General features: G+C 60.7%; 24 protein-coding genes. 9 read left to right on the plus strand and 15 right to left on the minus strand.

Going from position 1 to position 23,331, the window contains the following annotated elements; translation table 11 throughout:
* Positions 1–151 precede the first annotated feature (151 nt).
* Complete coding sequence (locus tag QZR30_RS02635; RefSeq protein WP_046071070.1) at positions 152–1,099, minus strand: LysR substrate-binding domain-containing protein; 948 nt, start codon at positions 1,097–1,099, stop codon at positions 152–154.
* A gap of 137 nt (positions 1,100–1,236) precedes the next feature.
* On the opposite strand from QZR30_RS02635, the gene QZR30_RS02640 reads away from it, so the two are divergent.
* Together QZR30_RS02640 and QZR30_RS02645 are read left to right on the plus strand one after the other, a co-directional pair.
* Positions 1,237–2,613 (plus strand): L-serine ammonia-lyase, encoded by a 1,377-nt coding sequence (locus QZR30_RS02640; RefSeq protein ID WP_311902919.1) that lies wholly within the window; start codon positions 1,237–1,239, stop codon positions 2,611–2,613.
* 333 nt (positions 2,614–2,946) lie between these two features.
* Positions 2,947–3,264 (plus strand): DUF3509 domain-containing protein, encoded by a 318-nt coding sequence (locus tag QZR30_RS02645; RefSeq protein WP_056845458.1) that lies wholly within the window; start codon positions 2,947–2,949, stop codon positions 3,262–3,264.
* On the opposite strand, the gene QZR30_RS02650 is transcribed toward QZR30_RS02645, so the two are convergent.
* Together QZR30_RS02650 and QZR30_RS02655 are read right to left on the minus strand one after the other, a co-directional pair.
* Complete coding sequence (locus tag QZR30_RS02650) at positions 3,261–3,749, minus strand: phosphate-starvation-inducible protein PsiE (RefSeq protein WP_056845459.1); 489 nt, start codon at positions 3,747–3,749, stop codon at positions 3,261–3,263. The genes QZR30_RS02645 and QZR30_RS02650 overlap by 4 nt on opposite strands.
* 172 nt (positions 3,750–3,921) lie before the next feature.
* Complete coding sequence (locus QZR30_RS02655) at positions 3,922–4,167, minus strand: DUF6124 family protein (protein WP_046071067.1); 246 nt, start codon at positions 4,165–4,167, stop codon at positions 3,922–3,924.
* 423 nt (positions 4,168–4,590) lie between these two features.
* Here QZR30_RS02655 and QZR30_RS02660 point away from each other — a divergent pair, with 423 nt between their 5' ends.
* Positions 4,591–4,851 (plus strand): YebG family protein, encoded by a 261-nt coding sequence (locus QZR30_RS02660; protein WP_003188807.1) that lies wholly within the window; start codon positions 4,591–4,593, stop codon positions 4,849–4,851.
* A 55-nt stretch (positions 4,852–4,906) separates the two neighbouring features.
* On the opposite strand, the gene QZR30_RS02665 is transcribed toward QZR30_RS02660, so the two are convergent.
* Positions 4,907–5,926: a Glu/Leu/Phe/Val dehydrogenase family protein gene (locus tag QZR30_RS02665; RefSeq protein ID WP_046071032.1), complete on the minus strand. Its 1,020-nt coding sequence runs from the start codon at positions 5,924–5,926 to the stop codon at positions 4,907–4,909.
* Between the two features lie 187 nt (positions 5,927–6,113).
* On the opposite strand from QZR30_RS02665, the gene QZR30_RS02670 reads away from it, so the two are divergent.
* Positions 6,114–6,917 (plus strand): SirB1 family protein, encoded by an 804-nt coding sequence (locus tag QZR30_RS02670; protein WP_046071031.1) that lies wholly within the window; start codon positions 6,114–6,116, stop codon positions 6,915–6,917.
* Here QZR30_RS02670 and QZR30_RS02675 read toward each other — a convergent pair.
* The 4 genes from QZR30_RS02675 to hmgA form a co-directional block, all read right to left on the minus strand.
* Positions 6,914–8,275, minus strand: a complete 1,362-nt coding sequence (locus tag QZR30_RS02675; protein WP_046071030.1) for an MFS transporter — start codon at positions 8,273–8,275, stop codon at positions 6,914–6,916. The genes QZR30_RS02670 and QZR30_RS02675 overlap by 4 nt on opposite strands.
* Positions 8,276–8,429: 154 nt before the next feature.
* Positions 8,430–9,065 (minus strand): maleylacetoacetate isomerase, encoded by a 636-nt coding sequence (maiA, locus tag QZR30_RS02680; RefSeq protein WP_056845462.1) that lies wholly within the window; start codon positions 9,063–9,065, stop codon positions 8,430–8,432.
* A 12-nt stretch (positions 9,066–9,077) separates the two neighbouring features.
* Positions 9,078–10,364, minus strand: a complete 1,287-nt coding sequence (gene fahA / locus QZR30_RS02685; protein ID WP_056845463.1) for a fumarylacetoacetase — start codon at positions 10,362–10,364, stop codon at positions 9,078–9,080.
* A 3-nt stretch (positions 10,365–10,367) separates the two neighbouring features.
* Positions 10,368–11,651 carry a homogentisate 1,2-dioxygenase gene (gene hmgA, locus QZR30_RS02690; protein WP_056845464.1) on the minus strand — a complete coding sequence of 428 codons (1,284 nt, stop codon included), beginning with the start codon at positions 11,649–11,651 and terminating at the stop codon, positions 10,368–10,370.
* A gap of 120 nt (positions 11,652–11,771) precedes the next feature.
* Between hmgA and QZR30_RS02695 the strand changes: the two genes are divergently transcribed.
* Positions 11,772–12,551 (plus strand): IclR family transcriptional regulator, encoded by a 780-nt coding sequence (locus QZR30_RS02695; protein ID WP_056845465.1) that lies wholly within the window; start codon positions 11,772–11,774, stop codon positions 12,549–12,551.
* A 1-nt stretch (position 12,552) separates the two neighbouring features.
* On the opposite strand, the gene dacB is transcribed toward QZR30_RS02695, so the two are convergent.
* The 7 genes from dacB to QZR30_RS02730 all read right to left on the minus strand — a co-directional run bounded on the left by dacB (position 12,553) and on the right by QZR30_RS02730 (position 20,061).
* Complete coding sequence (gene dacB / locus QZR30_RS02700) at positions 12,553–14,010, minus strand: D-alanyl-D-alanine carboxypeptidase/D-alanyl-D-alanine endopeptidase (RefSeq protein WP_311902921.1); 1,458 nt, start codon at positions 14,008–14,010, stop codon at positions 12,553–12,555.
* A gap of 157 nt (positions 14,011–14,167) precedes the next feature.
* On the minus strand, positions 14,168–16,582 hold the full coding sequence (locus tag QZR30_RS02705) for a TonB-dependent siderophore receptor (protein WP_311902922.1): 2,415 nt from the start codon (positions 16,580–16,582) through the stop codon (positions 14,168–14,170).
* Positions 16,583–16,697: 115 nt separating this feature from the next.
* Positions 16,698–16,985, minus strand: coding sequence for a GIY-YIG nuclease family protein (locus tag QZR30_RS02710; protein WP_046071023.1), 288 nt, complete (start codon positions 16,983–16,985; stop codon positions 16,698–16,700).
* A gap of 36 nt (positions 16,986–17,021) precedes the next feature.
* A complete protein-coding gene (locus QZR30_RS02715) occupies positions 17,022–17,492 on the minus strand; it encodes a nuclear transport factor 2 family protein (protein ID WP_046071022.1) in 471 nt (156 codons plus the stop codon).
* A 101-nt stretch (positions 17,493–17,593) separates the two neighbouring features.
* Positions 17,594–18,214, minus strand: coding sequence for a DUF1120 domain-containing protein (locus QZR30_RS02720; RefSeq protein WP_233518665.1), 621 nt, complete (start codon positions 18,212–18,214; stop codon positions 17,594–17,596).
* A 247-nt stretch (positions 18,215–18,461) separates the two neighbouring features.
* Positions 18,462–19,097 (minus strand): response regulator transcription factor, encoded by a 636-nt coding sequence (locus QZR30_RS02725; protein WP_046071020.1) that lies wholly within the window; start codon positions 19,095–19,097, stop codon positions 18,462–18,464.
* Between the two features lie 190 nt (positions 19,098–19,287).
* A complete protein-coding gene (locus tag QZR30_RS02730; protein ID WP_311902923.1) occupies positions 19,288–20,061 on the minus strand; it encodes a response regulator in 774 nt (257 codons plus the stop codon).
* A 462-nt stretch (positions 20,062–20,523) separates the two neighbouring features.
* Between QZR30_RS02730 and QZR30_RS02735 the strand changes: the two genes are divergently transcribed.
* From QZR30_RS02735 to QZR30_RS02750, 4 genes are all read left to right on the plus strand, one after another.
* Complete coding sequence (locus tag QZR30_RS02735; protein WP_056845470.1) at positions 20,524–21,144, plus strand: DUF1120 domain-containing protein; 621 nt, start codon at positions 20,524–20,526, stop codon at positions 21,142–21,144.
* Between the two features lie 36 nt (positions 21,145–21,180).
* Positions 21,181–21,801 carry a DUF1120 domain-containing protein gene (locus QZR30_RS02740; RefSeq protein ID WP_059398027.1) on the plus strand — a complete coding sequence of 207 codons (621 nt, stop codon included), beginning with the start codon at positions 21,181–21,183 and terminating at the stop codon, positions 21,799–21,801.
* 90 nt (positions 21,802–21,891) lie between these two features.
* Positions 21,892–22,518 carry a DUF1120 domain-containing protein gene (locus tag QZR30_RS02745; protein WP_046071016.1) on the plus strand — a complete coding sequence of 209 codons (627 nt, stop codon included), beginning with the start codon at positions 21,892–21,894 and terminating at the stop codon, positions 22,516–22,518.
* 30 nt (positions 22,519–22,548) lie between these two features.
* Positions 22,549–23,241: a fimbria/pilus chaperone family protein gene (locus tag QZR30_RS02750; RefSeq protein ID WP_046071015.1), complete on the plus strand. Its 693-nt coding sequence runs from the start codon at positions 22,549–22,551 to the stop codon at positions 23,239–23,241.
* The last annotated feature ends 90 nt before the right edge of the window (positions 23,242–23,331 follow it).

Consider the following 23,331-nt stretch of genomic DNA (forward strand, 5'->3'; position numbering starts at 1 on the left):
ACCATGACCTCCTGATTACACAATTGAGCACCTGCTGAAACAATTCAACCCCTTTGCAAAGATAAATCCTACATTACAAATTAACCCTGACGACGGGCAAAAACGCTGGTAGGGTGGGGAGTTAGTTACATCTTCTTACGACCAACCAATCTCATAATTGCGCCTCTGCCAAAGGGTGCAAAACGCGAAAAACCCCTGCTTCCTCTACCAGCCAATCATGCACCGCACGCACGCCCGGATGGTTCAACGCACCTGGCGCGTACAGCAGCACGTAGCGTTTATGGTTGGGCACGGCCACGCCGAATGGCACGATCAGGGTGCCGCGCTCCAGTTCATCATTGAGCAAGGTGCGCCGCGCAATTGCCACGCCCATGCCGGCAATGGCGGCTTCGATGGTCAAGTGATTGCGATTGAAGGTATGCCCGCGCCGCACATCCGCACCGTGATAGCCGATGGCATTCAGGTAAAACTCCCACTCGGCATATTCATAACTCCCACGCCAGGCGGTGATGTCGTGTAGCAGTGGGAAGTGCGCGAGGTCAGCCGGGCCGTGCAACGGTGGCCGGCCACGCAACAAGCTGGGCGCGCATACCGGGAATATCTGCTCGTCCAGCAGGGCTGTGGATAACAAGCCGGGGTAGCTGCCGTCGTTCAGGTCAATAGCAAGGTCGAAATCACCTTCATGCAAGGCGATGCTGCTGTCCTCGGCGACCAGGCGCAATTGAATATCCGGAAAACGCTGCTGCAAACGCGGCAGGCGCGGGGTCAGCCACTTGCCGAGAAACGACGGGATCGAACGCAAGCGTAAGGTGCCGCTGATCATTCCCGCGTCCAGGCGCCGCAATTCCGCATCAATGCTGCCATAGGCCTCCCCCACCACGGCCGCCAGGCGCTGCCCCTCGGCGCTGAGCTCCACCCCGCGCGCACGCCGATGAAACAACCGAAACCCCAGGCGTTCCTCCAGCTGGCGAATCTGCTGGCTCACCGCACCTGGTGTGATGTGCAGTTCTTCGGCGCAGCGGGTGAACGACAGGTGCCGTGCAGCGCAGGAGAAAACATGCAACCAGACATAGGTCTGGCCATTGAGGGGGCGGGTCATAGGGTTTAGTCCTGCTAAAGGGTGTCTTAGAACAATTCGTTGGTCAGTGTCGATCTATAGGCTCAGTATCGCCCTAATTGCGCTCGTCCTACAAAACATGGCAGCGATTTCTACTCCATTGCTTGTAAGGGTTTAGCATGGCTATCAGTGTTTTCGATCTATTCAAAGTGGGCATTGGCCCCTCCAGCTCCCACACCGTCGGCCCGATGCGCGCTGCGGCAACATTCGCCCAGGCGTTGGTCGACCAGCAGTTGCTCAGCCAGACCCGCCGCGTCGAGATACGCCTGTACGGCTCGCTGTCCGCCACGGGCATCGGCCACGCCACCGACCGCGCCTGTGTCATGGGCCTGATGGGCGAATGGCCGGATAAGGTCGACCCCACCTCGATCAATGCACGCATCCAGCAGCTGCGCGAGTCCGGCCAATTACTGCTTGCGGGTTCCCAGGAAATTGCCTTCAACTGGCAAACCGACCTCCTGCTATTGGATGAAAGCCTGCCTTACCACCCCAACGCCATGTCCTTGCACGCCTATGGCGACAACGGCTTATTGAGCGAGCAAACCTATTACTCGGTTGGCGGTGGCTTCATCATCGAAGCTGCAGAGGCCGCCTCGGGCATTGCCCCGACCAGCGATGTGCAATTGCCCTACGACTTTTCCAGCGCGGTGGAACTGCTGGCCCTGTGCAACAAGCACGGCCTGCGGGTTTCCGAACTGATGATGGCCAACGAACGCGCGTGGCGCAGCGACGAAGAGATCCGCAGCGGCCTCTTGCATATCTGGTCGGTGATGCGCGACTGCGTGGAACAGGGCCTGCGTGATGAAGGCATCCTGCCCGGTGGCCTGGATGTGCCACGTAGGGCGGCAAAATTGCACCGCAGCCTGTTGGAAATTGGCAAACCCAACGTCATCACCTCGACCCTGTCGGCGATGGAGTGGGTCAACCTGTTCGCCCTCGCCGTCAACGAAGAAAACGCCGCCGGCGGGCGCATGGTCACCGCGCCGACCAATGGTGCGGCGGGGATCATCCCGGCGGTGCTGCATTACTACATGAAGTTCAACCCTGATGCGTCCGATGACGACGTAGTAAATTTCTTCCTGGCCGCTGCCGCCGTCGGCATTCTCTGCAAGAAAAACGCCTCGATCTCCGGCGCCGAAGTCGGTTGCCAGGGTGAAGTCGGTTCGGCCTGCGCCATGGCCGCCGCCGGGCTGGCCGATATACTCGGCGCCACCCCGGAGCAACTGGAAAACGCCGCCGAAATCGGCCTGGAACACAACCTCGGCCTGACCTGCGACCCGGTTGGCGGCCTGGTGCAAGTGCCGTGCATCGAGCGCAACGCCATTGCCGCGGTCAAGGCGATCAACGCCACGCAAATGGCCCTGCGCGGCGACGGCAAGCACTTCATTTCCCTCGACCGGGTGATCCGCACCATGCGCGATACCGGCGCCGACATGCATGACAAATACAAAGAAACGTCACGGGGCGGCCTGGCGGTCAGCTGGGTGGAGTGCTGATTGGGGCACTCCTACCCGAGCATCCCGACTGCGCTGTCTGCGATCATTTTCTCAGCGTTGCCCTGAAACAGTTCACCGCCCCCAATGGCCACACAAAACAAATGTGGGAGGGGGCTTGCCCCCGATAGCTGTGTGTCAGCCAATAAATACTTGGCTGAAAGACCGCTATCGGGGGCAAGCCCCCTCCCACATTAAAACTTCAGCGCTTGTACGGCACGAGGCTTGCTGTAGAACTTACGAGGAAAACGGACTTTGGCCGATGGTCAGGCAATGCGAACTAATCCCGACACCGGCCGTCAATGACTGCATGTTCTTATCAGGCGGTAACGCACCATGGACAACCCTTTTCAGATCATCACCGATACCTTCAGCCCCCAATACCGCGTTAACCTGAGCATCCAGCGGCTGGACGGCAGCATCATGCTCACCCTGTCGGATGAAACCGGCGTGGTGGCCAAGCGCATGATCAGCGCCGAACAGCGCAACGACCCGCAAAGGCTGCGACGCCTGGTACAGAGCATCCAGTTCGGCATCGCCATCGAGCAGGGCCATAGCGCCGTGGAAATCCTCGAACTGATGACGGACGGCGACAACCACAAACTCCTGCAGCAACCGCCCGCCCGTACCCTGCCGTTCAGCGTCGGGCTTTAAAGCTCACCTTTCTCGGTTTCAAGGCTCGCCTCGCCCTTGCGACGCGGGCCTTCGACCTTCACCGAAGGGAAAGCCGACGACGCGTAGCGCACCACCAGGATGGCAAACGCCAACAGCAGGATGCCACCGCACAGGTAGATGATGCCGATATCCGGCGGGTTGTGGTGTGACACGTTGGAGATCAGCAGGCGCGTCAGCGCGGTGATCGCCACGTAGATCAGGAAGCGCACGGGCATGTGGTTGGTCTTGAAGTAAATCCCCACCATCGCGCCCAATTCCAGGTAGATGAACAGCAGCAAGATGTCATCGATCTTGATGTGCCCGTTCTCCAGCATCCCCAGAAATTCCATCACCGCTGCCCAGGCGGTTACCGCTCCGATGGCAAACAGCGCCAGGTAGTGGAACGACTCTACAAACAGATTGCCCAGGGACTCGGCCAGCCCATGGACTTGCTGGCGCAGCCTTTCGGCCCAGTTGATTTTCACGATGGTGTTTCCTTAGGTCGGCTCGACCGGATAATGCGGGTTGGACGTGACGGTTGTTCTGCATGCAGAAACAAGGCCATAGGCAGGATAGTGAGATGGTGGCCGAGTGACACGAGGCACTTAATTGTGCTCGGATCGTTCCCACGAGTGTGAGAACGATCGGGCCTTAGCATCAAGTTGGTGCGACTTGCTCCAGCGCGCGCTCGACCAGCAGACCGCCCATTTCAATCAACTGATGAATTGCCAGGACCAGGCTTCGCTGCGGACCTTCAAGGTCGAATGCCAGCTTATTGGCCATCTCACAGGCACTGCTCAGCGTTTCGCTGGCGTTTGCGAGTAAGGTCTCTGTGTCTGCCTCAGGTGTGACACTGAATAGCACCGACTCAGTAGGCGGGGGGTTGGGTGTGTGTTTTTTCATGGCCTAGTTCCTTAGTTAAGAAACCATCACCGGCTGCCGCCAAGCAGATTGGGTGACGGATTGCACAAGGTTGGCGGACCGGCAAGGAACACCCCGGCACCCCGAAGGGTCCATGCGCAACCCGCCATGGCAGAAGAATGCTAATGCAAAAATCCAACATTCTTACAGGGGGGGGTCGTTGCGCTTCCTTGTTGGGCCGCCAAGCCCACTCGCTGCAAATGCAGCGCCCGAGGAAGGTAAGCCACCGGACAATTCCAGCGCAACCCCGGCAAGTTGTCAGAAATTTCCGGTGTAGCAAACCCCCATTTCCCAACTACATTAAAAACCTACTATCCAAACCCCAACGTTTGGCTTATCCTTTTCGCTGTATATAAATACAGTAGTCGCAAAAGACAACTATCGTGAAGGCATGTGAGGTGGTGAATGGCCGTCGAAGTGGTATACCGCAGCAGCCGAGATCTGGAGCGTTTGTTCATGGATAAAGCCGAAGCTGACCGTCATGACAAAATGCTGGAACTCGCTGAATTGCTGGCAGAAGTGTTGCAAAAAGCCGTGCCGTCGCTGAGCGAGCAGCAGGTGGAAGAAGCCGGGATCTACATGGCGAAGAACCGCGATGTATTTGCCAAGGCGTTCAAGAGCCAACCGGACGCGCTGTCCGAGTTGCTGAACCCGGCGGCAGAGTAAAGCCCGAATTGAACAGGCCCTGAATCATCGATTCAGGGCCTTTTTAATGCCTGGGCTATTTGTACAGCAGGCGTTCGGCCAGCTCGTCGGCCACCCGTGCCGGGGAGCGTTTTTCGGCTTGGGCGTGGGCGAAGATTTCGGTCAGGCGCGTGCCGATGTTCGACAGGTGCGCGGTGATGCCAGGCAAGTCCGTGCCGGCGTGTTTGAGGGCGACGTAGATCAGGCCACCGGAATTGATCACGTAGTCCGGGGCGTAGAGGATGCCACGGCCTTCCAACTGGTCGGCGATGTCCAGGTTGGTCAGTTGGGCGCTGGCCGAACCGGCCACCGCGGCGCAACGCAGCTGACCAACGCTGCTGCGGTTGAAGACAGCACCCACGCCGCAGGGCGCGAGGATGTCGCAGGGGGTGCTGAGCAAGGCGTCGTTGGCGATGGGGTGGGCGCCCAGTTGCTCCATGGCCAGCTGCACCTTGCCGTGATCAATGTCGCTGACCAGCAATTCGGCACCGGCGGCGTGCAGTTGCTCGGCCAGGGCATAACCGACGTTGCCCAGGCCCTGCACCGCGACGCGCAGGCCCTCGAGGTTGTCGCTGCCCAGGCGCGCCATGGCGGTGGTGCGGATGCCGGCGAAGACGCCCATGGCAGCATGGGGCGCAGGGTCGCCGGCGGCGGTGGTACTGGTGACGAAGCGGGTGTGCTGGGCGATACAGTCCATATCGGCGACTGAGGTGCCGCTGTCGATGGCGGTGATGTAGCGGCCATCGAGTTTTTCGATACAGCGGCCAAATGCTTCGAACAGGGCCGCACGACTTTCCACGTGCGCAGGACGCATGATTACCGCAGTAGCGCCGCCCACCGGCAGCCCAGCCAACGCGGCCTTATAGCTCATCCCTTGGGCCAGCCGCGCAGCATCGGCCACGGCACTTTCATCGTCAGGGTAAGCAAGGTAGCGACAACCGCCCAAAGCAGGCCCGCGGCGACTGTCGTGGATGGCAATGATCGCCTTCAACCCGGTCACCGGGTCTACGCTCAGGTGCAGCGATTCCAGGCGGGTGCTGTGCATGAGCGCAAACATCTTCGAGCTCCCGAATTACTTCTGGTAGTGGGCCAAGTATAGGCCGGCGGTAAAAAACTGCTGGATTGCACTGGAATAAGCCGCGCTGTTTCGTGGGATCTACGACATAAGAGCGCGGGATATTTCTTAAGACGCTGGACGAAAATTCCCTGCAAGGCTAAAACAGGGGCATCCGCCGGAGAACGCAATGAATCCCCGCACCGCCTTTTTCGCCTGCCTGGACCGTTCACCCCCTGCGCTGTTCGAAGCGGCGCTGTGGATTGCTGCCGAACACGATGCCAGTGTGCAACCACTGTTGATCCTGCAGGATCTCACCGCGCTACAACAACAGGTCAGCCTGGGCATGCCCATGTTGCCGGCGGACGAGCTGGGCCAACCGCTGCTGCGGCGCATGAATGACCTCGGGTTCGCCCAGGATGACCACACCCCGTTGCGTCCCGCTGCCGCATTGCTCGACAAGGTGCTGCAACGCAAACGCGGGCAGCCCTTGGCCATGGGCCTGATCGCGTTGGAAATGGCGCGGCGCCTGGATATCCCCATGGTCGGTGTGAACTTCCCGGGCCACTTCCTGCTGCGGGTGCCCGGTACCGATCACCTGCTCGACCCGTGCGGTGGACGGCGCCTGTACCCCAATGACTGTCGCGAGCTGCTGCACCGGCAATACGGGCCGAAACTCAAGTTGCAGGCCGACCACCTGCATACCGCCGAACCACGGGCGATTCTGCAACGCTTGTCGCGCAACCTGCGCCAACTGCACCTTTCCAACGACGAACCGCTGGCCGCTTTGGTAGACGCCGAGCGCGTGCTGGAACTGGGCAGTGCCAACGCCGCCGACTACCTGGCGCGGGCCAGCCTGTACCAGCGCCTGGACTGCCCGAGTGCTGAACGCTTTGACCTGGAACATGCGCTGATGCTCAGTGATGATCCCATCCAGCGTCTGCGCCTGACCGAGCGGCTGGGGCACCTGCCGCCCAATTCAGTGGTGCATTAGGACGCCTTGAGAATGTCGTTATGCGCCGGGTCTATGGGTTCGCTCACGCCCGGCGAGCGCACCTGGATAATCAACAGCGCCGCCATCACCGCCGGAATCGCGCAGAAAAAGAAAATCTGCTGCACCGGTATATGCATCGCCAGCAACAGGCTGCCAAACAACGGCCCCAGAATTGACCCGAACCGCCCCACACCCAATGCCCAGCCCGTGCCGGTGGCGCGCACCTGCGCCGGGTAGAAATTGCTCGCAAACGCATTGAGGGTCAGTTGCCCGCCAATGATGCAGAACCCGGCGGCAAACACGCAGGCCACCAGGTAGCGTGGGTTGTCGTGGTTCAAGCCCAGCAGGACGGTGCACAACGCCGCTGCCGCCAGTACGCCGCACAGCAGCCGCACTTTGCTTTTCAGGCGGTCGGCAAACCAGGCCATGAGGATCGCGCCCAAGGTGCCGGCGAACAGGAACATGGAGGTGACCAGGTTGGCTTCATTCAGCGCCAGGCCGCTTTCGAGCAGCAGTGAAGGCAACCAGCTGATCATGAAGTACAGCAGGATCAGGCTGACAAAAAAGGTCGCCCAGATCAGCAACGTCGGGCGCGCGTAACCATTTCGGAACAGTTCCACCACCGTGAACTTACTGCCCTGCTCCCGCAGGTTTTCGGCTTCGCTCGCGAGTGGCGGTTGCCAGTCGGGCAACATGCGCGCCGTGACCTTGCGCAATCGCAGGTACGGCGGCTTATCGCGTAATAGACGCGGCAGGGATTCCGGTAACAGCCACATCAGGAATGGAAACAGCAACAACGGCGTCACACCGCCGGCCAGGAATACCGCCTGCCAACCAAAGCCGTCGATAAAGCCGGCGGCTACAAACCCGCCCGCCGCGCCGCCGAACGAAAAGCCACACGCGGCCAAGGTCACCATCAAGGTGCGCAAGCGAGGCGGCGAATATTCCGACATCAATGCCATGGCGCTGGGCATAGCACCGCCCATGCCGATGCCGCAGATAAACCGCGCCGTCATCAGGGTGGTCAGGGAATTGGCAAATACCATCAGCACTGTGAGGCTGGCGTAGATCAGCACACAGGCCAGCAAAATACGTCGCACGCCAAACCGATCCGCCAGCGGCGTCACCAGCAGTGAGCCCAGGGTCAGGCCGAGCAGGTTGGCACTGAAGACCGGGCCGAACGCGGCTTTTTCCAGGCCCCAATCCTTGGCCAGCGCCGGCACCACATAACCCAGCACCTGGGCATCATAGCCATCGGTGACCAGTAGCAGTGCCAGCAACAGGAGAATCAACCATTGATAGCGCGACACCGGGCGGGCGTCGAGTGCCGCGCGAAAGCTGGCAATCTGATTGTGCATCGCAAGGGACCTTTATTTTTTTTATGTTGGCACGATCAAATGTGGGAGGGGGCTTGCTCCCGATAGCGGTGTGTCAGTTGACAAACTTATTGCTGATACACAGCAATCGGGAGCAAGCCCCCTCCCACATTTGGATTTAGGCAATTTCTGAAAGCTAAGGTGTGTCAGGTTGGTTGGCAGGATGAGCCTGCACAAACGCCGGATGCTGCGCCGCCAACGCCGCTACTCGGCCGATACGCGGGTACGCCCCCAGCGGCACCTTGAAGCGCTCGGCCGCGTACAGCTGGGGTATCAGAAACGCGTCCGCCATGCCCGGCTGCGCGCCGAAGCAAAACCCGTCATCGCCAATCAACTGCTCCACCGTGCCCAATCCCTGACTGACCCAATGGGCGATCCACTCGAGCAGTTGCGTTTCATCATGCCCCCACTTACGCAACAGGTTTTGAGTGCTGGAGTTATGCAACGGGTGGATATCGCAGGCGATGATCGACGCAACTGCGCGCTGGTGGGCACGGGACGCGGGATCTTTCGGAAGCAGCGGCACCTGTGGATAACATTCCTCCAGGTACTCAACGATCGCCTGTGACTGAATCAGCAACGCGCCTTCATCAGTGCGCAACGCCGGCACGCGCCCTTGCGGGTTGATCGCCAGGTACTCGGGCTGGTGATTGGCGCCGCCTGTCGGCACCAGCAGGTTGACCGGCAGCGCGGTGAAGTCCAGGCCCTTGAGCGCCAGGGCAATTCGTACCCGATACGACGCGGTGGAACGGTAGTAGGTATAGAGTTCCATTGCCCTGCCCTCTCAGCGCGCCGCGACCACGGTGCCGCGACATTCACCAAAGCCGATGCTGGCAAAACCTTCGCGGATGCAACGGCCACGCAGGATGATTTCGTCGCCGTCCTCAAGGAATTTACGCACCTCCCCGCTGGGCAATTCGATTGGCTTCTTACCGCCTTCGGTGATCTCCAACAGGCTGCCAAACTGCCCCGGTTGCGGACCGGACAAGGTGCCCGAGCCGAACAGATCACCGGCCTGCAACTGGCAGCCGTTGACGCTGTGGTGCGCGACCATTTGCGCCACGGTCCAGTACATGTGTTCGGTGTTACTCAAAGTCAGACGATGAGCGGGCAGGTTCTGCTCACGCATCAAAGCCGTGGTGAGCAGCACCTCCAGTTCGATATCAAAGGCACCCGCGTTCTGATCGCGCTTATCCAAGAGATACGACAAGGGTTGTGGATCACCCTCGGGCCGCGCCGGTTGTGCTTTACGGAATGGCTCCAGCGCTTCGGCCGTCACCACCCATGGCGAGATGCTGGTGATAAAGCTTTTGGACAGGAACGGCCCCAGCGGCTGGTATTCCCAGGCCTGGATATCCCGCGCCGACCAGTCGTTGAGCAAGCAGAAGCCGGCGATATGTTCGGCGGCATCGCCAATGGCAATCGCGTCGCCCATGGCATTGCCCTGGCCGATCCAGATGCCCAATTCCAATTCGTAGTCCAGGCGTGCACAGGGACCGAAGGTCGGCTCGGTCTGGCCGGCCGGCAGGGTCTGGCCCTTGGGGCGCCGCACATCCGTGCCTGACGGGCGAATGGTCGAGGCACGGCCGTGGTAGCCAATCGGCACGTACTTGTAGTTCGGCAACAATGGATTATCCGGGCGGAACAATTTGCCAACGTTCTGCGCGTGTTCGATGCCGACGTAGAAGTCGGTGTAGTCATTGATCCTGGCCGGCAAGTGCATCTGGCAATCGGCGGCACGGTGCAGCACCTGCGCCTCGCGGGTTTGCAGCTTACTGCCTTCGGCCAGCAGTTCCAGCAGGCGCTCGCGCAGGGCAACCCGAGGGCCACGGCCGAGTTCAAAAAACGCGTTCAGTTGGCCACCCGCCGTGGCCTCGACGGCGCGTCGGGCTTCACCGTCAAACTCATCCAACGCGGCATGCAGGTCGAGGATTGCGTCGCCAATCGCCACGCCACTGCGCGGTGCCGAGCCATTGATGCTGAATATGCCCAGGGGCAGGTTTTGCAGGGGGAAATCCGCGTGGCCGTTGGCGGAGGCCACCCAGCTGCGGGCAAGCGTTGATTGCGTCATGGGTTATCTCCGATTCGGGTTGAAGGTGGCGGGCAGTGCGGCCCAGCACTGGTCATAAGCGGGTTGCAGTTGCGGGCACTCGAGGGCGAACTGAGTCGGGCGCAGCACCTGGCTGGTCTCGAACATGAAGGCCATGGTGTTATCGATCTTGTGCGGCGCCAGGTCTGCATTGATGGCCTTGGTGCAGGTCTCGCCGTCCGGGCCGTGGGCGCTCATGCAACTGTGCAGCGACGCGCCGCCGGGCAGGAAGCCTTCGGCCTTGGCATCGTAGGCGCCCTGGATCAAGCCCATGTATTCGTTCATCAGGTTGCGGTGGAACCACGGCGGACGGAAGGTATTCTCGGCCACCATCCAGCGCGGCGGGAAAATCACAAAGTCGAGATTGGCCAGGCCGTGCACGCTGGTGGGCGAAGTCAATACGGTGAAGATCGACGGGTCCGGGTGATCGAAACTCACCGTGCCGATGGTGTTGAACCGGCGCAGATCGTATTTGTACGGCACGTTATTGCCGTGCCAGGCGACCACGTTGAGTGGCGAATGATCGAGCTCGCAGGCCCACAGTTCACCGAGGAATTTCTGTACCAGCGTTGTAGGTTGCTTGAGGTCTTCATAGTGGGCAACCGGTGTAAGGAAGTCGCGGGGGTTGGCCAGGCCGTTGCTGCCGATCGGGCCCAGGTCGGGCAGGCGCAGCGGGGCGCCGTGGTTTTCCGCGACGTAGCCGCGTGCTTGCGCGTCCAGCAGTTCGATACGGAACTTCAGCCCGCGGGGCAGTACGACAATTTCCAGCGGCTCGACGTCCAGCACGCCCAGTTCGGTAGTGACGCGCAGGCGACCCTGTTCGGGGACGATCAGCAGTTCGCCGTCAGCATTGAAGAACACGCGCTCCATGGAGCGATTGGCGCGGTAGTGATAGATGCTGATGCCCGAAGGTTTTTCCGACCCCGAGTTGGCCACCATGCCGACCAGGCCGTCGATAAAGTCCGTCGGCTCACTCGGAAGATCCAAGGGGTTCCAACGCAGGCGATTGGGCGTTACTGCGCCCAGCGGGCCACCGGCCAATTGGCGTTCCAGCTTGATGAACGCCGGGTGGTTGGCCGACGGCTGGATGCGGTACAGCCAGGTACGCCGCGCTTCGCTGCGGGCCATGGTGAAGGCGGTACCGGAAAACAGTTCGGTATAGAGCCCGTAAGGGGCTTTTTGTGGCGAGTTCTGACCGACCGGCAGCGCGCCAGGCAAGGCTTCGCTGGCGAATTCATTGCCAAAGCCAGATAGATATTCGAGGTGCATGGATCATCCTCTGTACACAAGTTGTTTTTATCGTAATCCAGTTACGCATAACGTAATTTGATCGCTATCGAGCGTCAAGCTATAAAGACGCCCATTCATCTCTCGGATTCTCGCCCTTCCATGGAAAAGCCCCGCGACACCGGTAAACAGAAAGTCCGCTCGGCGGAAGTCGGCACCGATATTCTCAAGGCCCTGGCCGAACTGTCTCCGGCCACTTCACTGTCACGTCTGGCTGACCATGTGCAGATGCCGGCGAGCAAGGTCCACCGCTATTTGCAGGCGCTGATCGCCTCGGGGTTTGCCGAACAGAACCCCGCCACCAACCATTACGGCCTGGGCCGCGAAGCACTGCGCGTGGGCCTGGCGGCGCTGGGCAGCATGGATGTGTTGAAAGTCGGCGCCATGCCCCTGGCGGAGCTGCGCGATGAATTGAATGAAACCTGCTTCCTGGCGGTGTGGGGCAACCAGGGCGCAACAGTGGTGCAGATCGAACCGGCGGTGCGTGCCGTCACTGTGGTCACACAGCTGGGCTCGGTGTTGCCGCTGCTCAGCTCGTCCACCGGGCTGGTGTTCAGCGCCTACCTGCCGTCGCGGGAAACCGTGGAATTGCGCGAACGCGAGATTCAAGCCGGCATCGCCCACTCGCTGGCGGACGATCAGGCCTACGCCACGGTGTGCGAGCAGATCCGCAGCCGTGGCCTGCATTTTGTGCATGGCTTGCTGATGCCCGGCGTGGATGCGTTGTCGGCGCCGGTGTTCAATGCCGTCGGGCAGGTGGCAGCGGTGATGACCGTAGTCGGCCCGACGTCGCTGTTCCACGCCGATGAAGATGGCCCGGCGGCGCAGCATCTGCTGGCGGCGACCCGGGCCGTGAGTTGGCGCATGGGCTATCAGCCCTGAATCAATCCTCGCTGCGTGACAAAGCCACAGCCAGGCGATCCTCCAGCGCCTTGACCTGCGCACCGGCCACCACATGATTGTTGGTCAGCATCGAGAACACGAGCTTGCGCCCGTGGCCGTCGGTAACGTAGCCGCTCAATGACGACACGCCGCCCATGGAGCCGGTCTTGGCATGCAGGTTGTTTTCGGCCGAGGTGCCACGCAGGCGATAACCCAGGCTGCCGCCCGTCATGCGGTCAGTGTTGCCGGCAACCGGCAGCGCGTTGTACCAGGCGTTGAACCATGGCTGTTTGCTCGCGGCCAGCAGCAGGTCGGTGAGGGTTTGCGCCGACACCAGGTTGCGCCGCGACAGGCCGGAACCGTCGACTTGATTGAGGCTGCTTGTGTCCACCCCCTGGCGCTTCAAGAACCCGGCCACCGCCGTCACGCCCGCCGCCGCCGTGCCGCTGTTGGCGGTCTGGCGGCCCATGGCCTTGAGCAAGGCTTCGGACATGTTGTTGTTCGAGAGCTTGAGCAGCGGCACGATCAGCTCCTGCAATGGCGCCGATTGGTGCTCGGCCAGCACTGTCACTGCTGCCGGACTTGCCGCGCCCATCACTCGACGCCCTAATACTTTAATCCCCTGCTGCGCCAGCGCCTGCTCAAACAGATTGGCCACCAGTTGCGTCGGCTCCCAGACACTGATCAGTTGCTGGCTCTGTCGCCCCGGAGCCACCGCACCGCTGAGTTGCAGCAGGTTGGTGCCATGGCGGCGGTTGATTCCATAGGTGTTGCCCGGCCCACTCACGGCGCGGTTGCTCAGTTGCAGGTAATCGGTGGGCGGGAAAATATCGACACCCACTGGCGAGCCGGCCCGCAACGGCGCCTTGGCGGTGACCAGCACGCTGCCGGCATCGAAATCCGCATTGGGTGACACAGTCAGCGCCGAAATCTGCGCGCCGTAGTAGGTGGTTTCATCATCATGGGACCAGTCGACACCCAGCCGCTCGGCATCGAACCAGGTGTCATCGAACACCAGGTCGCCCTGCACCTGGCGCACACCCTGACTGGCCAACTGCGCGGCGAGGGCCTGGTAGTCGGCGAACTGGATGCTCGGGTCGCCGAGTCCACGCAGGTACAGGTTGCCAGTCAGACGGTCGCCCTGACGTATGCCATCACTGACTAACTGGGTAGAGAAACGGTACTGCGGCCCCAACACATCCATCGCCGCTGCCGTGGTCAGCAGCTTGAGGTTGGAAGCGGGCACCAACCGTGTGCGTGGGTTGTGCTGGTAAAGCGTGGTGCCCGTGCGGGCATCGCGCACCATCAGCGACACCGTGGCGCCGTGCAGCGCCGGGTCGCTTAACAGTTTGTCCAGGGTGGCAGGCGTGGACGTCTGCGAAACGCTGGCGCAGCCACCCAGTAAAAAGCTCAAGCCGACCAGCAGGGTGCTGGTGTGAAACCATTTTCCAAAGTGCATCAGTGTGCCGTTCCCGCAAAATCAACAATAACGGCAACGCTAACACTGTAGGAGCGAGCTTGCTCGCGAAGAACGCACAGGCAACGCGTTAAACCAGGCAGCCCGCGTGAGCATTGACGTTTTTCGCGAGCAAGCTCGCTCCTACAAAGGGATGGCGTTAGAAGGTAAGTGTGCTGGACACCGACACCTGCCGCGCATCGCCAACCGACACAAACTGCGTATTCACCGACGAGGTGTAGTAAGTGCGGTCGAACAGGTTCTTCACGTTGAGCTGGAACTTGACCTTCTGCCCCTCAAGCCTGGTGTCATAGCTGGCGAACACATCGGCCACGGTGTAGCTCGGCAGTTCGAAGCTGTTGGCCGCGTCCCCGGCGCGCTCGCCCACATAGCGAGCGCCCCCGCCGACCCGCAGTTGATCACCGCCGAAGATGCTGCCGAAGTCATACACCGCCGACAGCGAGCCGGTATTTTTCGCCACGTTCTGCAGGCGGTTGCCTTTGAGCGTCGGGTCTTCGGTGACCTCGGCATCGGTGTAGGCATAGCTGCCGATCAGGCTCCAGTTGTCGGTCAACTGGCCGCTGGCATCCAGCTCCAGACCACGGGAGCGCACCTTGCCCGCCACGCTGTAGACCGACGTCAAGCCTTCACCCACCTGCACCAGCACATTGCGCTTGTCGATCGTGAACAGCGCCGCGCTCGCAGTGATACGTCCCGGCATATCGAACTTGGTGCCCAGCTCCCAGGCCTTGGACTCTTCCGGTTGCAGGCTGCCGTCCAGCACGGTTTTATTCGCCAGTGGCGCGATGGTGGAGTTGGGCTTGAACGACTCGGTATAGCTGCCGTAGAACGACAGCTCATCGGTGTAGCGATACACCAGGCCGGCACGCGGCACCCACTTCTGCCCGTTGCCATCAGTGTTGGCAGTGAACGGTACGCCTTTGCCGGCGTATTGGTCGTACATCTGGTAGCGCGCACCGCCGACCAGGATCCACTGGTCATTGAGGTGGATGGCATCCTGGAAGAACAGCGAGTCGCTGCGCAGCAGGTCGGTCTGGTTGCTGTCGGGGGCGCTGACCCTGGACCCCGCCACTTCGTTGCCATACACGGGGTTGTTGTAGTCGAACGTGCCACGCGGCGCCTGGCGGATCAGGTCGGCACGGTAGATCTTGCGGTACTCGTCGTCCAGGCCGAACACCAAGTCATGTTGCATACCGGCCACGTTGACCTTGCCCTCGAGGCTGGCGGTGGCAAAGCGGTCAGTGGTCAACGCGCCCTGGGTGCCGTCCATGCTGCGGGTCAGGGTGCCGTTGGTGTTGACCTTGACCACCCGCACCTGGCTGGCATCGTAGGTCTCGCGGTTCCAGCTGTAACCGAAGTGGGCCTTCCAGTCGTCGTTCAGATCATGATCGACCGTGAGGCGGTACAAATCCGAGCGGCCCTCCATGTTGTTGAATGGCTCATCCAGGCGACGGGTGGCGGGGATGTTCAACGGATGGTTGGTCTTGGGATCGATGGCGGTGCCACGGTCGAACGGCGCAAGAAATTCGCGGTGCTCATAGGCCGCTACCACTTGGGTGGTGTCGCCATACCAGGCCAGGGACGGCGCCACCAGCGTCTCACGATGGGTGCCGTAGTTGCGCCAGTAGTCTTCATCTTCATGATCGACAATCAGCCGATAACCCAGGCCGCTGTCACCGAGCGGGCCGGTGGTGTCCAGGTTGCCACCGCTACCGTTCTTGCCGCTGCCGAAGCTTGAGCCACGGGCGGTCAGCGAGGTGGACTGCACCAGCTCGGGCTTCTTGCTGACGATATTGACCACGCCACCCGGGTCCTGGATGCCATACAACAAAGACGATGGGCCCTTGAGCACTTCGACCCGTTCGGCGGTCGCGTTCATGGCCCGGCCCTGCACCACCGGCATGCCGTCCTTCATGATCGAGCCATTACGGTTGTCGCCAAAACCGCGCAACATCACCGCGTCCTGGGTGCTGCCGAGGGTGTTGGACTGGGTGATGCCGCTGATATTGCCCAGGGCGTCATCCAGGTTGCGCGGCTGTTGGTCGCGCAGCACCTGGGCCGGCACCACGTTGACGGTTTGCGGGGTTTCCAGCAGAAGGCCATGGGAGCGCATCACCGAGCTGGTGGGCGGCGGCTGGTAGCTGGTGCTGTCCTGGGTCGGGTTGGCTGCGCTGATGGTGGTGGCGCCGAGGCTCACCGCTGCGTCGGTAGGCACCGGCTCCAGGGCCAGGGTGCGGGCGTCGATCTGGCGGAAGGTAAAACCTGAATGGCTCAGCAGGCGTTGCAGGGCCTGGGTCGCACTCATCTGCCCGCTGACGGCCGGGGCATTGAGGCCATAGGGCGCGTCATCGGTATAGATCACGCTCAGGCCCGTGACCCGGCTGAAATCACTCAAGGCCTGGGGCAACGGTTTGGCGGCCAGGGCAAACGTGAACTGGGCGCTTTGCTGCTCCTGCGCCTGGGCGATGCCAAGCGGCAGCAATGCCAACCCCGACACCGCTAATACCGAGGCTCCCAGCCACTGTTTTACCCAACCGCCTGCCGCTGACTTCATGCTGTGAGAACCCGTGTAGAGAACGCTGTTAATGCGAATAGATCGCAGTTCATGCACTACACGGATGGGCCGTGGGTTTACCTCACCTGAATCAGAAAATATTTTCTCGGATGCCCTAGCCGCCCCTGTCAATCAACGAGCCGCTCGCCGCCAGGCATTCCTTGGCGCTCTTCTTAAGCTTCTTGATCAGCCGCTCCTGGCGCAACGCCTCCCCTTTGCTTGCACACTGCTCGGTATAAACCAGCGCAACAGCCGGGCTGGACAAGAAAAACCGCGCGCCCTTGCCGCTTTGATGGGAGGCAAAGCGGCGCACCGGATCATTGCTGATGCCGCAATACAGCGAGCCATTGGCGGCGCGCACCAGGTAGACAAACCAGGGTTTGGATTCAGAAGGATCAGTCACAAGTCGTTTCGGCAAACCGCAGGGAGGCCAATCTTATCAACGACCGGCCTGGAATGCCTTCAAGCCTTTGCGTGCCTGGGCACGCACGGCGTTTTTCAGCGCTGGCGACCAGCCGAGCAACAGGCCCTTGAGGCCCAACGCCTGGCGCGACCAACGCCACAGGTCGAAGTGGTCATGGTGTTCGCAGATCTTGCCGTCGCGAAACACAAACCTGGCGCCGATATCGTTGACCACGGTATTACCGGTGGCGCTGAACAGATAGGTCGCCACCCAGTGCGCGCTGCCAGTAGTTTCATCACTGCGCACCTGGTCGAATGTCAGGGAGAAGTCCTTGGCACGGGTGGTGAGCATGCGCCACATGTCACCGGCATCACGCCCATGCAGCTCACCGAAAGCCGGGTCGCTGAACACCACGTCGTCGCTGTAGCAGGCGGCCATGGCTTCAGCGTCCAGGCGCTGGAAAGCCTGGTAGAACTGGGTAATCAGGGCGTTATGGGCATCACTCATGGGCAGGCTTCGCACGTGGTTCAGGAAGGACTGAACGATAGTCCGCACCGCGTGGGAAAGCCATGGCTATTCACCGCGTCGATGAGCGATGCCCGGCGGTATCAGAGGTAGACCACTTCCAGGGTGGCGCTGCCGTCTATCTGGATCTCTTCGCTGATCGGCAGGTTTCTCTTATAGGTGAGTGTCGTGGACACCTCCAGCACGCCCTTGAAGGTGGTCATCGCCAATGGTGTCGGAGTGGCGTTGCCCGGGTCCTTGATGCTGCGCAGAAAGCCCGGCTGCCAGACCGTGTTGCCCGCAGCATCGAGCCACATGTTGCCATTGGCCGACTCAATCGGCATACCCGGTACGTCGTCGGCGCTCACTTGCGCCATCATCAGGCTGTACCAGCCGATTTTTTCATTGCCACTGGCCAGGCCCAGGCCAAACACTGAAGCCGAGCCCAACTGCTCGGCCGAGGTGCCGGGACGGTTATCAGTGCTCTTGACCGCCAGCAAGGTGGGCGCATCACAAGTGACCGACAACTCAAGCGAGGCGTCCGGCAGCTTCGTGTAGCCGGTAGGATGCAGGTCCTGGGCCGAGATCTTGCCATGGTCCACCACGCCGGCATTGGACAAGAGAGGCGTACAGGCTGCCGGTGTGATCTTGCCGACCACACTGAGGTCCACACTGGACGCAGCCATTACATTGGAAACACCCGCCAGCCAAAGGGCGGCGGTCATAAGTGCACGAGACGGTTGCATATCAATGCTCACTTTCGGCCGATTATCAACGGATCGAACAACGCACTCCGGCGTTTTGCCAACCTGAAGTTCGACTCAACTAATTAGACTAGGGATGTCAGCCCATCGCAGTAACGACAGAAAGACCATCACAACTTAGAGCAGGTCGACCTTGAGCTGAATACAACTAATACGAATCCAAAATCGCACACTAGTTAATCAACCACTGTCATAAAACTGCAACTTTCTAAGGCACCATGCCTGCGGCACGCGCATAAGCGAACAAGTCCACATCCGTGGATATACACAACCGGTGCATGGCCGTGCTTTTCTGCTTGCTGATGGTGGAAATACTGCGATTGACCCGCGCCGCAATCTGGCTGACGGTCATGCCGCTGGCCAGCATGCGCACCACCTCGCGCTCCTTGCCCGACAGCTGCGGCTGTTGCGATTGATCACCCGGCCCTGCCTCCACCAACTGCTCGCGCAGGGACTCGCTGGCGAAGTTCTGGCCGGCGCACACTGCCTTGATCGCCAGGGGCAGTTCCTTGGCCGAGGCGCTCTTGGCAACGATGGCGCGTGCGCCATGGGCAAATGAGGCGCGCAAGGTAGCGATGTTGGCGAACATGGTTACCAGAATCACCGGCAGCGCCGGGTACTGGCGACTCAACAGGCTCAACAGGCCGTAACCGTCGGCCTGCTGCCCCCCGGGCATGGCGAAGTCAGTGACGAGCACATCGCAAGGTACCTTGGCCAATAAGTTGAGCAACTCATCGGGACCGTTGGCCTCCGCGACCACCTTGCACCTGCCGCCCGCCTCAATCACCACTCTCTGCCCAATACGTACAATGGGATGATCGTCAGCAATAATTACACGAAGCATACATACCCACGAATGATGGCAAATTGAATGCACGCAAAATAACCTTGCTGGCGATTGGTAACAACCGGTAACAGCAAGTGAGGTTCAGCCGCACCCCATGTTTTGAAGGGGGTAGTTTTGAACTTACAGAACAAAAGGAAAATTCTTACACTCCAAAGTCACGACAAAACCGTTCAACTTCGAAAAATCGTCACAATTCACGTAAGTAGTCGAGATAAGCCGCCAGATCGCGCTGGAACACTTCCAACTTCTGCTGGTTGAATGCCACGCCATGGGTACGTACCTCACTGATCAAGGCGCTGCCCCTGGACTCCAGCCCCGCGCCACCCAAGAAGGCCAGGCTGCCTACCAGGCGATGCAAGCGCTCAGCAGTCAATCTGGCATCCAAGGCGTTGCGTGCGAGAGTGAGTGCCTGGGTGTCCAGCAGCGCTTCGGTGAGCAGGCTACGCAGCATCTGATCCACGACCTGCGGGCTGCCAAACAGCTCGACCAGGCTGGCGCGGGTAGGCCACCCCGGCGCAGAAACGCCCGGCGACCGGCTCGGAAGCGCTACCCGCTCGCCGGGCAGCCAGCGCATCAGCATGTCACGCAACGGTTCAAGGGCCAGCGGTTTGAGCAACCAGGCATCCATGCCGGCGTCGCGGCAGCGTTGCGGGTCGTCGTGCACCAGGTTGCCGGTCAGCGCAATGATCGGCACTCGCTCACACCCCAGGTCTTGCTCGCGCTGGCGTATGGCACGCGCCAGGCTATACCCATCCATGACCGGCATCTGACAGTCGCTGATCACCAGGTCAAAACGCCGGCACGCAATGGCCGCCATGGCACTGCTGCCATTCTCGACCAAGTGGTGGCTCAGCCCGAGCTTATCCAGTTGCCAGCCCGTCATCGCCCTGAAGACGCAGTGATCCTCCACTACCAATACACACTGTTGTCGCCAATGTGCCGGTGTCGCGGCATGGCGCATCAGTTTTTCTGCGAAGCGACATCGCTCGAAAGCACGCCCGCTTACCTCATCAGGTGCTCCTTGCAGTACTACTTGAGTTCGGGCAGCACTGACGTAACAGCCAGGAACAGACATTCAAGGCGCTGCATAGCGCAGCCCTCAAAGCCGTTCAAATAACTGTAATCGCACACTCAAAATATCCTTTCAGATGTATGACTGACGATACAACAACTACGAAAAAAAACTTTCTCGCTTAAATAGCTTTACCCCGCCTCCCTTTACTTGCCGCTGGGCCAATGTCGTAAAAGTTGTATATCCGTGTGTAACGGCGCTGACTAAATTGTTTGCACCCCGCCAGAGGGTAACGACCCGCCACATTTATCAAGGGCGGCTATAAACCAGACCTGACAGCACTTGCCTTGCTGCAGTGGGTCGCCATGGGTCTGTTTTCGCCTGTTGGTCACACACCGGAACAACACATTTATGAACAAGCATTTGGTTGCCCTTGGCAGCGTTCTGTTGATTACCTGCGCGCCCCCCGCCTTCGCGGCCAGTTCCCAGGACCTCACCGTTACCGGGGTAATTACCCCCAGCGCCTGCGAAACCCTGATTACCGGCGGCGGCGTGGTCGATTTCGGAAAAATGTCGGCCAAAGAGCTCAATGCCGACCAATACACTCCGCTGCCCCGGCAGACCGTGCAATTGAGCGTGAGCTGCGAAGGGCCGACGCTGTTCACCCTGAACACCATCGACAACCGGCCCGGCTCCAGCGCCAATCACCCGCACTGGCATGGCCTGGGCATGACCGCAGAAGGCGAGAAGATCGGCGGCGCCGGCTTCAACCTGTATAACCCGCTGGCCGACAACCTGCCCGCCCAGACCATCAACTCAAGCGATGGCGGCACGACGTGGCAACTGGGCACCCAGCTCAACCCCACCGTATTGACGGCAGTGGCGATCAACAACGTGCCGGTGCCGGTCGCGGTGCGCCAGTTCCAGGCCAACCTCAGGCTCAACACCCATATCGCGCCCAGCGACAGCCTGACGCTGCTTGACGAAGTGCCGGTGGACGGCCACGCCACCGTACAACTCATGTACCTGTAACCGCTGCATACAGACCCCATCGAAGGAACATGTCCCATGAAAACACTACTTGGCGCACTGACCAGCGCGACGCTGCTGCTCGCCACCACAACCACTTTCGCTGCCTCGACCGTGGACCTGACGGTCAAGGGCCTGATCGTCCCCAGCGCGTGCACGCCGAGCCTGTCCAGTGGCGGCGTGATTGACCATGGCAAGATTTCCGCCAAGGACCTCAACCCCGACAACCCGACAATGATTGGTTTGCACACCCTGACGATGGCGGTGGTCTGCGAGGGGCAGACCCTTATTGCGCTGCAATCGGAAGACAATCGTAAAGGCTCGTCTATCAGTAACGGCGATTACGGTTTGGGCCTGATCAATGGCACCGAGAAACTCGGCCACTATCACATCAGAGTCATTAACCCCATCGCTGACGGCGTCGCAGTGCAGTCCATTGCCTCTATCAACGGCCAGGACAATTGGTTCCTTGAAAAATTCTGGGACCCCAACTTTTACATTTCGGTAGCCGACATGAGTGACCCGACTCAGCCGGTGCCGGTGCAAGAACTGCTGCTGGACCTGGAGGTGGATACCACCATCAACCGCACGGATCGCCTGGACCTGAGCAATGAAGTCCAGATTGATGGTTCAGCCACCCTGACCGTGATGTATCTCTAATCTGCTGTACGCCCATGCCGGCCTGGAAACCGGCCTGCATGGGCTTTTTTTCGTATCGGCCACCCTCATTCGACCCAGTGACCTGCACCGATGAACATGCGCCCTCGCCTTTTTGCTGTCGTACTCGCACTGACACTGGCCGCCCCGGCGCTCGCGGCCTCCTTCGTCGACCTTACGGTGACCGGCCGTCTGACCCCTGACGCCTGTAATGTGGAACTGTCCGACAACGGCTCCGTCGATCACGGCCGCATTCCCGCCCACACCCTCAGCAGCGACGAATTCACCGTATTGCCGGCTCAACTGCTGGAACTGACGGTGCGCTGTAACCGGCCGATGCTGTTTGCCCTGGTGGGCATCGACAACCGTGCGGATTCATCCCTGGCACCGGATTACTTCTACGGCCTGGGCAGAAATGTCCACGCCCCGCAAGAACGCCTCGGCTCCGTGGCACTGTCGTTGCGTAACCCGGTAGGCGACGCCCAGACGATGCAGGTATTGGCTTCCTACGACAGCGGCGAAACCTGGGCGGCGGAGCCCAATGCCTATCCCAGGTCCTACATGGGGTTTGCCCTGCCCGGCGACCGTCTACCGGACTTCATCCGCCAGTTGAACGTCCAACTGCGGGTCGACACCTCGATCAACTTTTCGCAGTACCTGACCCTGGATCAGGAAGTGCCCCTCGACGGTTCCGTCGTCCTGGACTTGCGCTACCTCTGAACCACTCACTTGCCCAATGGAAACTTTGTCATGACGTCGACACGCCTCACACTTGCGACCCTGGCCTTACTGTTGAGCCTCAATGCCCAGGCTGACGGCATGGTGCCCGACACCTCCGTGGTAATCATCCACGAAGCCGATGGTGAGGCGGCTGTCTCGGTCACCAACACCGACAGCAACCTGGCCTTGCTGCACGTGACCTTGCAAGACATTCCCGAAGACTCCGAGCCGCTGCTGGTGGTGACGCCACCGTTGTCCAGGGTGGAAAGCGGCAAGTCGCAACTGGTGCGCTTCATCCTGCAAAACCAGGCGCCGTTGCGCACTCAGCGCCTCAAACGCGCGATTTTTGAAGGCATGCCCCAGGGCCGGGCCGCCACCGAAGCCGGGCACGCCCGGGTCGGCGTGACCGTACGCCAGAACCTGCCGGTGATCGTGCATCCCAAGGGCCTGGCGATTAATCGCACACCCTGGACCGACCTGACCTGGACCCTGCGCGACGGCACATTGCAGGTGCGTAACGATACGCCGTATGTGGTGCGCCTCGCCCAGGAACTGCGCCTGCTGCCCGGCGACGGCCAGGCGACCTTGCCACGCACTTATGTGCTGCCCGGCGAAACCCTCAATGTGCCGGCTACCGGCGGGCCAGCGACCCAGGTGCGGCTGCAGCCGGCCACCGTGTATGGCTTTGCCGTGGCCGCCTACGACGCGCCTATCACCCTTTGAAACCAACAGGCGCCAGGCAGGCGCCTGCATAACGAGTGACGGCGCATCGACCGTTGCCAGGACGCCGCCAACGTAGCCAGGGCCGGCACC

It is taken from the genome of Pseudomonas sp. rhizo25 (assembly GCF_031931935.1).
In the GTDB taxonomy this organism is placed as follows: Bacteria; Pseudomonadota; Gammaproteobacteria; order Pseudomonadales; family Pseudomonadaceae; genus Aquipseudomonas; species Aquipseudomonas synxantha.